This window comes from Kitasatospora sp. NPDC097643 (assembly GCF_040302625.1).
In the GTDB taxonomy this organism is placed as follows: domain Bacteria; phylum Actinomycetota; class Actinomycetes; order Streptomycetales; family Streptomycetaceae; genus Kitasatospora.
Window position 1 is genome coordinate 1 of the sequence record NZ_JBEOSA010000086.1, and the last position, 12,209, is coordinate 12,209.

The window sequence follows — 12,209 nt, forward strand, 5'->3', positions numbered from 1 at the left end:
CGGGGACGGCCGGAGCCGGGGGCCGAGGGATCCGCTACGTCACTGAACGGCCGTCAGATTTCGCCCGGCTGGTCGAGTTTGGCATCCCTCGAATGCGCACGGCCTACCGGGCTACCGCGCGTCCAGCGGACTGTTCGGCTGCCTGAAGTTCCAGGTCTGGGCGGGCGTGTAGTTGCAGGTGTAGATCTGCAACTGGGTGCCGTCCTGCGTGCTGCTGCCGGGCACGTCCAGGCACTTGCCGGACTGCGGGTTGATCACCACGTCGCCGAGGTACCGGACCCACCGCTGGGCCTCCGAACCGTTGCAGTCCCACAGCTGCACCGGCGTGCCGTTCGCGGTGCCACCGGCACTGACGTCCAGGCACTTCCCGAGCGCCGACAGGGTGACCCCGGTCATGTCCGGCTTGTCGGTCGCCGTCCACCACTGCGAGGCGGTGGAGTTGCAGGAGTAGATCTGCACCGGCGTGCCGTTGGCGGTGTTCCCGCCGCGGACGTCCAGGCACTTGCCCCCGATCCCGGTCACCCAAGCGCCCGTCGAAGCGGCGCTCGCCGTCCCCGGAAGGGTCGCGACCGCGATCGCGGCCGCCGCCAGGGCACCCCACACGTGGCTCCTGCGTACCCGACTTCCCATGGCCGACCATCCTCTCGCTGGATTTCCCGCACGCCGACTCCCTGCCGGCGCTTGGTGAGGACGATGCCCGGGGGCGGTAGACGGGCGATGGACGGCCGACCGCGTTGATCACCCGTCTACCGCGGCGCCCTACCGTGAGCGGCTGCCTTCGCCCGGCTGCCGAGGAAGCGCATCCGACGCCGCGGCTAGGCTCACGGTGATCAACACTGGGCAGAGGGAGGGGCGCGGATGGATCTCGTCGGAAAGACCGTGGTGGTCACCGGGGCCGGGCGCGGGTTCGGAAGGGCGGTTGCCCTGAAAGCGGGCCGCCTGGGCGCGCGAGTGTTCGTGTCCGCGCGCACGACGGCTGCCGCTCAGCGAGTGGCCGACGAAGTGGCGGCCGACAGCGGTGCGGAAGTCGACGCGTTCGCCTGTGATCTGGCTGCTCCGGCCACCGTGCGGGCCTTCGCGGAAGGGGTGGCCGCCCACGCCGACCGGGTGGATGTGCTGGTCAACAATGGCGCCCGCTACTTGCCGGGCCCCGACCTGTGGGACGCCGAGGACGACGCGATCACCGACACCATCGCCTCCGGAGCCACCGGCACCGTGCTGACGGTCAAGCACTTCCTGCCTCTGCTGCGCGCCGCTGGGGGAGCAGATGTGGTCAACCTGGTCTCCTCGGCCGCCGAGGCCCGGAACCACCGCTCTGCGGCGCATCCCGCGTTCTACGCGGCCAAGGCCGCCCAGGCCGGCTTCGCGGACGTCCTCTCCCATCGGCTCCGCCCCGAGGGCATCCGGGTCATCTCGCTCTACCCGCCGGATTTCACGGACGGCGACCCGCTGCACCCCACCTGGGAGCACGCCCCCCGCAGCGCGGACGACCCGCTGAGCGCCCAGTCCGTGCTCGACTGTGTCCTCTTCGCGATCGGCCAACCGCGGGACTGCTTCATCCGCTCCTTCCACTTCGAGCAGGGGTAGGGCCTGCCGTGTGCCCCTTGACCTGCGGCTCCGGTCCGGCGCGCGGCGGGGCGGCCGGCGGCGGAGGATGGAGGTCCCGGTGGTGCACGGGTGCCGGGAGACGGGAGGTGTGCGGCCGTGGTGATCGCAATGGCAGACATCCGGGAGTGGCGCACGCATGCCGTGGTCGACGACAAGGGGCGCCGCATCGGCTCGCTGGAGTCCGTGTACGTCGAGACGGCGAGTGACCAGCCGTTCTTCGCCACCGTGACGGTGGGCCTGGCGACCAGGCGGCGGCTGGTGTTCGTCCCGCTGGACGGGGCGGTGGTCGGGCCGGGTTACGTCCGGGTGGCGTTTCCGAAGAGCCAGGTGAAGCAGGCGCCCTCGATCGGCACGGACGACGTGTTGCCCGCCGGGGACGAGCCCGCCGTGTTCGCCCACTACGACCTCCCGTACGCGACCGGCGCCGGCGGTGAGCGCCGCCTCGCCCGTCGCTGAGCCCGCCTGGACCGTCCTGGACCGCCCCGGACCGCCTGCCGACGTCGGGCGCGCCCGGTCCGATACCCCACCGGGTACACTGGAACGCCAGAAGTCGACGGGAAAGGCGGCGCGGACATGCAGGTGGACGAGGAGTCGGTGGGTGCGATCCTGAACCGGCTGCGTCGCGCCCAGGGCCAGCTGGCCGGCGTGATCGCGATGATCGAGGCCGGCCGTGACTGCAAGGATGTCGTCACCCAGCTCGCCGCGGTCTCCCGGGCCCTCGACCGTGCCGGGTTCAAGATCGTTGCGAGTGGTATGCGCCAGTGCATGGCCGCCGCCGACGAGGGCGCCCCGCCGATGAGCGAGGCCGAGCTGGAGAAGCTGTTCCTCGCCCTGGCCTGACCGTGCCGCGGACGGGGAGCGGTGTCGCCGTCCGGGAGTTCCCGCAGCGCCCGATGCGCCGTCATGTGTCGTTCACGCCCTGGTCGCCGGTCTTCGGATGAATGAGGCCCGCCCGCAGTTGTACAGCCAACTGTCGGGCGTCCCTCAGCCTCCGTGACCAGCCGCGCGCGGGCCCGGTGCCGCCCTGCCCGGCGGGCCGGGCGTGCGGGCGGCGGACAGGACAACCGTGGCCGCAGGCAGCGCCCTGACCCTCAGCTCATCCGCCAATCCCACCGAAGGTGACCGGCTCACCTTCCACTGGACCACCGACGCCCCCGACACCAAGAACTGGGTCGGCGTGTACGACGGCACCCGCCGGCCGGGCGACGGTGCCTCCCTGCTGTGGAAGTACACCCCGGGCGCCTCCGGCGACGTCCAGCTCGACACCTCCGCGCTGACCGGCGGCCCGTACACCGCCTACCTGCTCGCCAAGGACGGCTACGGCGTCCTCGCCACGTCCGAGCCGTTCGGCTTCCGCCCCAAGCCCGCCGTCGTCCGCCCGCACAGCGCCGTGGACGCGCTCACCGCCACCCCCGTCGCTCCCGGTGCGGCGGTGTCCGTCCAGCTCGGCGGGCTCTGGTGCCGCCCGGCCGGCAACCCGGCCGGATCCGCCGCCTTCCGCAAGGTCGCCGGCCCGGCCTGGGCCTCCGTCAGCCCCGACGGCACGCTCGGCGGAGCAGCCCCGGCGACGGCCGGCCGGACCCCCGAGGTGGTCGTCGTCGGCGTCAAGGACAGCGCCGGTGCCACCGACACCGTTACCGTCCTGCTCCCGGTCGCCGACCCGGCCGGGCCGCTGCGCCTGAAGACCGCCAGCTGGAACCTGCACGATGCGGGCGCCGGCTACTCGGACGCGCTGGAGAAGCAGCTGCGGGTGGTGCTGACCCAGGGCCTGGACGTGCTCGCGCTCCAGGAGACCGCCGGATCCGCCGCCCAGGCCCTGGCGAACTCCCTCGGCTGGTACGCCTACCAGAGCCCGGGCAGCGTCGGCATCCTCAGTCGCTACCCGCTGGCCGACGTCACCCCGGTCACCGTCGAGCTGCCCGCCGCCGGGGCCACCCTCCAGCTGCCCGGCGGCCGCGGGGTCCGGTTCTGGGCGGCCCACCTGGACGAGGCGGACTACGGCCCGTACGCGATCCAGGACGGCCGAACCGTCGCCCAGGTGACGGCGGTTGAGAACGCCTCGCGCCGGATGACGCAGGCCCGGGCGCTGGCCGCCGCCCTCCGGGCGGACATCGCCCGGCACGCCCCCGTGGTCCTCGCGGGCGCACTCTCCTCGCCCTCCCACCTCGACTGGACGGCCGCCACCGCCGCCGTCCACGACGGTGCCGGCCCGCTCAACTGGCCCGTCACGATGGAGCTCCAGGCCGCCGGACTGACCGACGCCTTCCGCGAGGAGAACCCGGACCCGGTCAAGGCCCCGGGCGCCACCTGGTCGCCCACCCGCAAGCAGCGCGGCGGCAAGCCCGAACCGCAGGACCGCATCGACCAGGTCCAGTACGCCGGCCCGCTGAAGCTGGTCGAGGCGCACACCCTGGTCGCCGACTGGCCGCGACCGGAGCCCGACGCCGCCGGCAACGAGTGGCCCTCGGACTGCGCCGCCGCCGTCGCCACCTTCCAGCTCTGAGAGGCGAGTTCGTGATGTCCGAGCTTTCCCGTCGCACCTTCGTCGGCGCCACCGCGGCCGCCGGCGCCGCCGCCCTGACCGGCCTGTCCGCCACCCCCGCCGAGGCCACCCCCGCGGAAGCCGCGGCCGCGTCCGCCACCGGCACCATCAAGGACGTCAAGCACGTCGTGGTGCTGATGCAGGAGAACCGCAGCTTCGACCACTACTTCGGCACGCTCAACGGCGTGCGCGGCTTCGGCGACCGCCAGGCCCTCCAATTCCCGGACGGCGCCGACGTGTTCCGCCAGCCGGACAACCGCCGCAGCGACGGCGGGGTGATGCTCCCGTACCGGATGGACACCACCAAGTACAACGCGCAGAACGCCGGCGGCCTCGCCCACGACTGGGCCACCGGCCACCAGGCCATCAACAACGGCGCGATGAACAAGTGGATCGCCGCCAAGGGCGAACGCACCATGGGGTACTTCACCCGCGACGACATCCCCTACCAGTACGCCCTGGCCGACGCGTTCACCCTCTGCGACGCCTACTTCACCTCACTCGCCGGCCCCACCGACCCCAACCGCCTCTACCTGTGGACGGGCACGGCCGGCCCCGGCCGGGACGGCACCACCGGCCCCTGGATCGACAACACCCCGGTCACCGACAACCCCGTCGCCGACTGGACCACCTACGCCGAGCGCCTCCACGCGGCCGGCGTCAGCTGGCGCGTCTACCACAACCCCAGCAAGGACGAGCGCACCGGCGACTACGACGACAACGCGCTCTCCTACTTCAAGCAGTTCCACAACTTCCCGGCCACCGACCCGCGTTACATCAACGCGATGACGAGGTTCGACCCCGCCGACTTCGACCGGCACTGCAAGGACGGCACCCTGCCGACCGTCTCCTGGCTGGTCGCGCCCTACCTGTTCTCCGAGCACCCGGAGGCCGGCCCGGCGTACGGCGCGCACTGGGTGAACACCGCGCTGCAGTCGCTGATGTCCAACCCCGACGTCTGGCGGCACACCGTCTTCCTCGTCATGTACGACGAGAACGACGGCTACTTCGACCACATGGTCCCGCCCAGCCCCGAGCCCGGGACGCCGGAGGAGTTCACCCACGGGCGGGCGATCGGCCTCGGCAACCGTGTGCCCCTGTGGGTCATCTCCCCCTGGTCGCGCGGTGGTTGGGTCAACTCCCAGGTCTTCGACCACACGTCCGTGCTGCGCTTCATGGAGCAGGTCACCGGGGTCCAGGAGCCCAACATCTCGGCCTGGCGCCGCGCGGTCTGCGGCGACCTCACCAGCTGCTTCGACTTCGCCGCACCCGACCACTCGATCCCCCGACTGCCCGACACCACCGCCCTGATGGCCAGGGCCGACGCGGGCGCCAAGCTGCCCGGCGTGGCCCTGCCCGCCGTCGGCGCCCAGGCGATGCCGGTCCAGGAGCGCGGCGAGCGCCCGCACCGCCCGCTGCCCTACCAGCCGTGGGCGGACGTGGAGGTCGACCGGCGGACCGGCAAGGTCGTCTGCACGCTGAGCAACGACGGCTCGGTGGCCTTCCCGTACACCGTCTACCCGAACATCGCGTTCCCGTTCGCGGGCACCCCGTACACCGTCGCCCCCGGCGCCACGGCCACCCACACCTGGGACGCGGCCGCCACCAACGGCCGCTACGACTTCACCGTCCACGGCCCCGACGGCTTCGTCCGCCGCTTCGCCGGCACCGTCGTCCGGGACGGGAAGGACGGCCAGAACGACGTCGCCGTGCCGATCGTCACCGCAGACCTGCGCGCCACCCGGCTCACCCTCCAGCTCGTCAACGACGGTCTGACCGACCTCGCCTACACCGCCGCCCCCAACGACTTCGCCGGGACGGCGCAGACCGTCTGGGTCCGGCCCGGCAAGCAGGTCAACCTGGCCTGGCCGCTGGACCGGCAGGGCCGCTACGACGTGATCGTCACCGCCCACACCGGCCGCCGCTTCAGCCAGCGCTACGCGGGCTGGGTGCACTGACCCACCGCAGGGAGGCCGGGGGCGCCGAACCGGTGACCCCCGGCCGTGGCTCGGCCACCGGCCCACGCCCCGGGGCTACCGTCGGGCCCATGCAAAGAATCACCACCTTCCTCTGGTACGACGGCCAGGCCGAAGAGGCCGCCACCTTCTACACCTCGCTCTTCCCCAACTCCCGCATCACGCAGGTCACCCACTACCCCGAGGGCGGCGGGGGCGAGGCGGGCTCGGTCATGACCGTGGCCTTCGAACTCGCCGGCCGTGAGTACGTGGCCCTCAACGCCGGCCCCCTGTTCCCCTTCACCGAGGCGATCTCGCTCCAGGTGGAGTGCGACGACCAGCAGGAGGTCGACGACCTCTGGGCCAAGCTCACCGCCGACGGTGGCCGGGAGAGCGAGTGCGGCTGGCTCAAGGACCGCTTCGGCCTCTCCTGGCAGATCACACCGCGCGTCCTGATCGACCTGATCGCCGACGAGGACCGGGCCAAGGCCGGCCGCGTGATGGGCGCGATGATGCGCATGCAGAAGCTGGAGATCCAGCCGCTGCTCGACGCGGCCAGGGGCTGAGGCCATGGCCGCGTCCACCCACCGCACCACGCTCTACCTGCACGCCACCCCCGAGCGGGTCTGGCACGCCCTCACCAACGCCGACGAGTCCGGCCTCTACTGGGGACACCGCAACGTCTCGACCTGGCTGCCCGGAGCGCCCTGGGAGCACCAGCGCAACGACGACTCGGGCATCGCCGACGTCATCGGCACCGTCGAGTCGGCCGACCGCCCGCACCGTCTGGTCACCACCTGGGCCGGGCCGGAGGAACGGCGCCCGGGCGGCCCGTCCCGGGTCACCTTCGACCTCCAGGGCTGGCGGGACCTCACCCGGCTCACCGTCATCCACGAGAACCTCGCCGACGAGACCGAGCGGGCGGAGGCCAAACAGGGCTGGTCGGCGGTCCTGTCCAACCTGAAGACCTACCTGGAGACCGGCCACCCGCTTCCGCAGGAGCCGTGGTCGATGCCGCAGGACACGCCCTAGCCCGACGCGCGGTCAGCGCCCGGCCTCCACCGCCGGGCGCCCCCGCCCGCCTCCGCCTCCGCCTCCACCACCGCCACGGCCGCGCCCGGAGCGCCACCGCTCACCGCGCACCAGCCGCCGCAGCCCGGCGAACCGGGAGAACCGCTCCCGGCTCGCCACCGAGGCCCGGTCCAGCTCCTCCATCAGCCGCCGGCCCCGGTGCTCCAGGTCCAGCTCGTCCAGGATCCGGTCCACCTCCGCCAGCAGCGCGCCGTGCAGCTGCCAGGCCTCCGGGTGCTCCTGGACCTTGCGCAGCAGCACCTGGGCGACGTTCTCCCGGCAGGCCCAGGCGGCGGCCAGTTCGGCCGTCAGCCGTCGCTCCGCCTCCTCCGCGTTGCGGCTGACCTGGGTGGTCACCAGCACCGCGAAGCTGACCATCGCCCCGCCGACGTGCCCCAGCAGCTCCTCCAGGCCCACCGCGACGTCCGGCGCGAACAGCCGCTCACCGGGCGCGCGCCGCTTGGCCAGGTCGGTCAGCGAACGGGCCAGCACCCGGATCACCACCACGCAGATCTCCAGCGTGTCCAGCCCGGTGCGCAGCACCAGCCGGGACAGCAGCCCCTCGCTGATCCGGGGGTTGAGCCGCAGGCTGTCCTCGGCCTGGCGCAGGGCCGCGTCCACGTCGGCGATGGCCTGGTCGAGGCGGCGGGCCTCGTGCAACCGTTCGGCGGCCCGGGCGACCGGGGTGGGGCGGCCCAGCTCCTCGGCGATGTCCAGCAGCAGGTGGCGGGCCCGCCGGGCCAGGTCCTCGATCGACTCACCGGCGGTGTCCACCCACACCGGCGGGGCGAACAGCAGGTTGAACAGCAGGCCGACGGCGGCGCCGATCAGCGTCTCCAGCACCCGGTCCCAGGCCTGCGAGGCCAGTTTGGTGACGCCCAGGATCAGCATCGCGCTGATCGCGACCTCCTGGACGAACTCCTCGACCCGGACGAACCGGCCGATGACCAGCGAGGCCAGGATGATCAGCCCCAGGCTCCACCAGGAGAGCCCGACCACCGCGCTGAACCCGATCGCGATCAGCACGCCGACCACCACCGAGTTGACCCGGCGGATGCTGGTCTTCAGCGTCGAGTAGACGGTCACCTGCACCACCAGCAGCGCGGTGAGCGGCGCCGTCAGCGGGGCCGGTTCGCTGCTGAGCCGGGTCGCCACCGCGTAGGAGAGGGTGGCGGCCACCGTCGCCCGGACGGTTTGGACGACGAAGGGTTCTCGGGCGCCACGGCGGACCGCGGCCGTGAGTGACTCCGGGAGAAGGGCCATGTCGCCCTTCCTTCCCCGCCGACGGCGTTCCCACCGCGGATCGGTCCGACCGGCACCCGTATGCCGTGTGCAGTGCGAAAGGTGCCGTGCGACGTGTGAAAGGCGCCGTGGGCCGGGTTACCGGGTGCGGTGGCCGCCGAAGCGCAGCTTCCAGGGTGCCAGCGCCGACTCGACCTGCACTCCGAGGCTCATCTTCGACATGCCCTCGATCCGCTCCTCGAAGCGGATCGGCACCTCGCGGATCGTCAGGCCCTGCCGGACCACCCGGTAGTTCATCTCGACCTGGAACGAGTACCCGTTGCTCTGCACGGTCGGCAGGTCGATGGCCCGCAGGGTGCTCGCCCGCCAGGCCTTGAAGCCGGCGGTGGCGTCCCGGACGCCCAGACCGAGGATCGTGTTGACGTAGAGGTTGGCCCAGGCGGAGAGCGCCTTGCGGTGCCAGGGCCACTCGGCGGCGGTCGAACCGCCGGGCACGTAGCGGGAGCCGAGGACGACGGCGGTGTCGTCGGCGAGCAGGGTCCGGATCATCTCGGGTATCGCCGAGGCCGGGTGGGAGAGGTCGGCGTCCATCTGGACGACCACGTCGGCGCCCTCGTCGAGGGCCCGGGCCATGCCGGCGAGGTAGGCCCGGCCGAGGCCGTCCTTCTCGGTGCGGTGCAGCACGCCGACGGTGCCGCCGGAGTCGGCCGCGAGCTTCTCCGCGACCTCGCCGGTGCCGTCCGGCGAGCTGTCGTCGACCACCAGCAGGTGCAGGTTCGGCACCGGCAGGTCCGCGAGCAGGCCGGCGAGGACCGGAAGGTTCTCCCGCTCGTTGTACGTGGGGACGACGACAACGACCTTGGGGGAGGCCTCGACCATGTTCTGTTTCCCTCGTGCCCTCTCCGGCCGGCACCCGTGCCCCGCCGGACGGTTGTGCCGGACGACCTGCTCTGCATTAGACCGTGTGAGTGTATCCGGGTACCGGACGAGGTCTCGCCGGGGGCGCCCCGCGGGGCGGGACTGACCGGGCATCGGAAGCCGCCCGAAACGCCGTCCGACAATCCGTTCGACTGCGACGGAAATCCGTGCCAGGCTGCTGCCCGCTCGATCCATCGATCCGGAGACCTTCTTTGACGATCCGCCGTACCCCCGCCCTGTCCGTCGCCGCCGCGGCCCTGACCCTGCTGACGGTCGCGGGCTGCGACGACAAGGGCGCCGACTCAGCCGCGCCCACGGCCTCCGCCACGGCGAGCGCGAGCACCGCGTCGAGCCCGACGGCCGCCGGTGCGCCGAGCGCCGGCGCGACGCCGACCGCCGCCACGGCCACCACGGCGGCCAGGACGCCGGCCGCCCCGCCGGCTGCCGCCGCGGGCGGCGCGCCCGCCGACGCCTCCGGTGCCTTCGACCCCGAGGTCGCCCTGACCCACCCGGACACCACCCCGTACGCGGCGACCATGAAGATGACCACGGAGGCCGGCGAGGGCGACAAGAAGGCCCTCATCACCGCCAACGGCCGGGTCAACCTGAACGCCCCGACCTACGAGGGCCGGATGGAGATGAAGACCACCCTCGTCGGGGCCGATGAGCCGCTGCTCTGGCTGGAGACGATCGCCGTCGGCGACAAGTCCTACCTGCGCGACAAGTCGAAGCCCGACGACACCTGGGCGGAGCTGCCGACCGGCCAGTCGGACGACAGCACCCGGACCGACTTCACCCGCTACGCCAAGCTGCTGCTGGCGGGCGGCCCGTCGGTCCGCAAGGGGATGGAGACCGAGGGCGGCATTCCGGTGTACCACCTGGCGGGCCAGCTCACGATCGACCAGATCGCCTCGGTCGACCCGAAGAACGGCGCGACGATGAAGGCGAAGGGCGCCAAGGCGATGTCCTACCAGGTGTGGATCGACCGGCTGGGCCGCACGATCCGCGCCGAGCAGTCGGGCGACGTCAAGGGCATGACGACGGTTCTGAAGATCTCCTACTCGGAGTTCGGCCCCAAGGAGACCTTCACCGCCCCCGCCGTCACGGGCTGACCGGCGCCGACCGACGTCGACTACGCCCCGCCGTAGACGGCCGCCAGGTTGTCCCGGGCGGGGCGGGTCAGCCCGGCCGGGCCGGCCGCGAAGACCCGCAGAACGTTCTCGGTGACCCGGCGGACCAGGTCGCCGGCCCGGGCGTCGATCCCGTGGTCGGCGCTGGTGCCGCCGGGCCCGCGCGCGTCCAGGGCCTCCACCCAGCGCATCGTCCCGGTGGCGAACACCCCGGCGCCGCCCGGCACCGTGTAGTACGCGGTGTCGGCGTGCGAGCGGCGGCCCTCGCAGACGACGGGGGAGTGGGCGACCACCTCGATCGGGCGCGGGGTGGGGAAGGCGGTGTCCACCCGGTCGTACTCGACGCCGACCAGGTGCGGGAAGGACGCCCCGGCGGTGACGCCGGTGCCCTCGAACACCCAGTGGTCCGGCGCGCCGACCACGTAGGGCGCGTCCACCGGGTAGCCGTCGTAGAGGACCCCGAGCATGGTGCTCTCCGGGTCGGCGCCCGGCCCGGCGCGGAAGTCGGTGGTCGCCGGTGCACCGGCCTGGTGGCCCGGGTCCTGCGCCCAGGCGTCCTTGTAGCAGACCACCGTCCGGTCCGGGCCGAGCTCCGAGGGCTCGAAACGGACCCGGCGGAAGCAGCAGTTGGCGCCCAGGACGGCCAGGTTGGTCCCCGCGTCCCGGGCCGCGACCACATGGGCGCGCTGCTCGGGGGACCAGTACTCGTCGTGGCCGAGCGACAGGACGGCGCTCGCCCCGCGCAGCAGATCCGGCTCGCGCGCCACGTCGACGCCGGTGGTGTACGCGAGCGGCAGCCCGAGCCGTTCGGCGAGCGCGACCAGCGGCGCCTCGTACACCAGGAACAGCCCGGCGCCGTGGTCGTAGTCGTACGGCCGGTCGAAGACGACCCGCAGCGAGCGGGTGGCCAGGCCGCCGGTGGGCCCGTTGTAGAGGCTGTGGCCGCCCCACTCGTTGTAGGCCTGCCAGGTGGCGGGGGCGCTCATGATCACGGTCTTCCCGGCGGTGGCGGCGGAGCGGACGGTGAGCGGGACGTAGCGCCGGCCGGAGCCGTCCTCGGCGTCGAGGCGCAGCAGGTACGCACCCTCGGGCCAGCCGGTGGTGTCGACCGCGAGGGTGCGCTGCCAGCCGGTCTGCACGGTGCGGGTCGCGGGTTCGACGTGCGGGGCCGGCTGCCGGGTGCCGGGTACGTGCTCGCGGCGCCAGACCAGGCGGGCGCGGGCGCCGTCGTACCAGCCCATCCGGTAGGCGGAGACGGTGAAGGCGGCGGCGGGGGTGGAGACGTGCAGGCCGAGCACGTCGCCGGGCAGCACGCTGACCTGGTCGGCGAAGCCCTCGATCGCGCCGGACGGGCCGGGGTCGGTGATCTCCCAGTCGGCGTTGCCGGGGCGGGACTGCTCCGCGGCCGGGTCGGCTGGCCCGGCGGCGGGGGAGGCGCCGTCGGGCGCGCCGGGTGAGCCGGCGGAGGGGCGCGGGCCGGGGGCCGGGTTCGGGCGGTGGGTGCCGCAGGACGTGGCGGCGGCCGCGATCAGGCCCAGGCCGAGCACGCCCCGTCGGGTCGGTTCCGCCACCGTGGCCTCCGTGTGGGTGCGTCAACCAGCTGCGTCAATGTGCGCGGACATCCTCACCCTTTCGGGAGGCCCGGCCGGGCCGCCGCGCCGGAGCCGTCAGCATCCCGGAGCACCGACCGCCACCGGGGAGGGCCGTCCGGGGGCACCCGGGCGTGTCCGGAGCCGCGCTGCC

At 73.2% G+C, this 12,209-nt stretch carries 12 protein-coding genes; 8 read left to right on the forward strand and 4 right to left on the reverse strand.

Annotated features, from left to right (window positions below):
- Window positions 1-111: 111 nt before the first annotated feature.
- Window positions 112-522: an RICIN domain-containing protein gene (locus ABTY15_RS35580; protein ID WP_350605083.1), complete on the reverse strand. Its 411-nt coding sequence runs from the start codon at window positions 520-522 to the stop codon at window positions 112-114.
- 336 nt (window positions 523-858) lie between these two features.
- Between ABTY15_RS35580 and ABTY15_RS35585 the strand changes: the two genes are divergently transcribed.
- The 7 genes from ABTY15_RS35585 (at window position 859) to ABTY15_RS35615 (ending at window position 7,137) form a co-directional block, all read left to right on the forward strand.
- Window positions 859-1,587, forward strand: a complete 729-nt coding sequence (locus tag ABTY15_RS35585; RefSeq protein WP_350605086.1) for an SDR family oxidoreductase — start codon at window positions 859-861, stop codon at window positions 1,585-1,587.
- A 120-nt stretch (window positions 1,588-1,707) separates the two neighbouring features.
- Complete coding sequence (locus ABTY15_RS35590; protein WP_350605088.1) at window positions 1,708-2,064, forward strand: PRC-barrel domain-containing protein; 357 nt, start codon at window positions 1,708-1,710, stop codon at window positions 2,062-2,064.
- 117 nt (window positions 2,065-2,181) lie between these two features.
- Window positions 2,182-2,448, forward strand: a complete 267-nt coding sequence (locus tag ABTY15_RS35595) for a metal-sensitive transcriptional regulator (protein ID WP_350605089.1) — start codon at window positions 2,182-2,184, stop codon at window positions 2,446-2,448.
- A 226-nt stretch (window positions 2,449-2,674) separates the two neighbouring features.
- Entirely contained in the window at window positions 2,675-4,111 is a 1,437-nt protein-coding gene (locus tag ABTY15_RS35600) for an endonuclease/exonuclease/phosphatase family protein (RefSeq protein WP_350605092.1), read from the forward strand.
- A gap of 14 nt (window positions 4,112-4,125) precedes the next feature.
- Window positions 4,126-6,108: a phosphocholine-specific phospholipase C gene (locus tag ABTY15_RS35605; RefSeq protein ID WP_350605095.1), complete on the forward strand. Its 1,983-nt coding sequence runs from the start codon at window positions 4,126-4,128 to the stop codon at window positions 6,106-6,108.
- Window positions 6,109-6,197: 89 nt separating this feature from the next.
- On the forward strand, window positions 6,198-6,671 hold the full coding sequence (locus ABTY15_RS35610; protein ID WP_350605097.1) for a VOC family protein: 474 nt from the start codon (window positions 6,198-6,200) through the stop codon (window positions 6,669-6,671).
- Window positions 6,672-6,675: 4 nt separating this feature from the next.
- The gene (locus ABTY15_RS35615; RefSeq protein ID WP_350605100.1) at window positions 6,676-7,137 is read left to right on the forward strand and encodes an SRPBCC domain-containing protein; all 462 of its coding nucleotides are present in this window, start codon (window positions 6,676-6,678) and stop codon (window positions 7,135-7,137) included.
- Between the two features lie 12 nt (window positions 7,138-7,149).
- On the opposite strand, the gene ABTY15_RS35620 is transcribed toward ABTY15_RS35615, so the two are convergent.
- Together ABTY15_RS35620 and ABTY15_RS35625 are read right to left on the reverse strand one after the other, a co-directional pair.
- Entirely contained in the window at window positions 7,150-8,439 is a 1,290-nt protein-coding gene (locus ABTY15_RS35620) for an FUSC family protein (RefSeq protein ID WP_350605101.1), read from the reverse strand.
- 117 nt (window positions 8,440-8,556) lie between these two features.
- A complete protein-coding gene (locus tag ABTY15_RS35625) occupies window positions 8,557-9,297 on the reverse strand; it encodes a polyprenol monophosphomannose synthase (RefSeq protein WP_350605102.1) in 741 nt (246 codons plus the stop codon).
- Window positions 9,298-9,548: 251 nt separating this feature from the next.
- On the opposite strand from ABTY15_RS35625, the gene ABTY15_RS35630 reads away from it, so the two are divergent.
- On the forward strand, window positions 9,549-10,448 hold the full coding sequence (locus tag ABTY15_RS35630) for a hypothetical protein (protein ID WP_350605103.1): 900 nt from the start codon (window positions 9,549-9,551) through the stop codon (window positions 10,446-10,448).
- Between the two features lie 20 nt (window positions 10,449-10,468).
- Here the strand turns inward: ABTY15_RS35630 and ABTY15_RS35635 are convergent, their stop codons facing one another.
- Window positions 10,469-12,037 carry a N,N-dimethylformamidase beta subunit family domain-containing protein gene (locus ABTY15_RS35635; RefSeq protein ID WP_350605105.1) on the reverse strand — a complete coding sequence of 523 codons (1,569 nt, stop codon included), beginning with the start codon at window positions 12,035-12,037 and terminating at the stop codon, window positions 10,469-10,471.
- Between the last annotated feature and the right edge of the window lie 172 nt (window positions 12,038-12,209).

Excerpts from the sequence above, each read along its gene's own strand:
- ABTY15_RS35585 (WP_350605086.1), top strand. The coding sequence starts at position 859 with ATGGATCTCGTCGGAAAGACCGTGGTGGTCACCGGGGCCGGGCGCGGG.
- ABTY15_RS35595 (WP_350605089.1), top strand. The coding sequence starts at position 2,182 with ATGCAGGTGGACGAGGAGTCGGTGGGTGCGATCCTGAACCGGCTGCGT.
- ABTY15_RS35605 (WP_350605095.1), top strand. The coding sequence starts at position 4,126 with ATGTCCGAGCTTTCCCGTCGCACCTTCGTCGGCGCCACCGCGGCCGCC.
- ABTY15_RS35610 (WP_350605097.1), top strand. The coding sequence starts at position 6,198 with ATGCAAAGAATCACCACCTTCCTCTGGTACGACGGCCAGGCCGAAGAG.
- ABTY15_RS35615 (WP_350605100.1), top strand. The coding sequence starts at position 6,676 with ATGGCCGCGTCCACCCACCGCACCACGCTCTACCTGCACGCCACCCCC.
- ABTY15_RS35620 (WP_350605101.1), bottom strand. The coding sequence starts at position 8,439 with ATGGCCCTTCTCCCGGAGTCACTCACGGCCGCGGTCCGCCGTGGCGCC.
- ABTY15_RS35625 (WP_350605102.1), bottom strand. The coding sequence starts at position 9,297 with ATGGTCGAGGCCTCCCCCAAGGTCGTTGTCGTCGTCCCCACGTACAAC.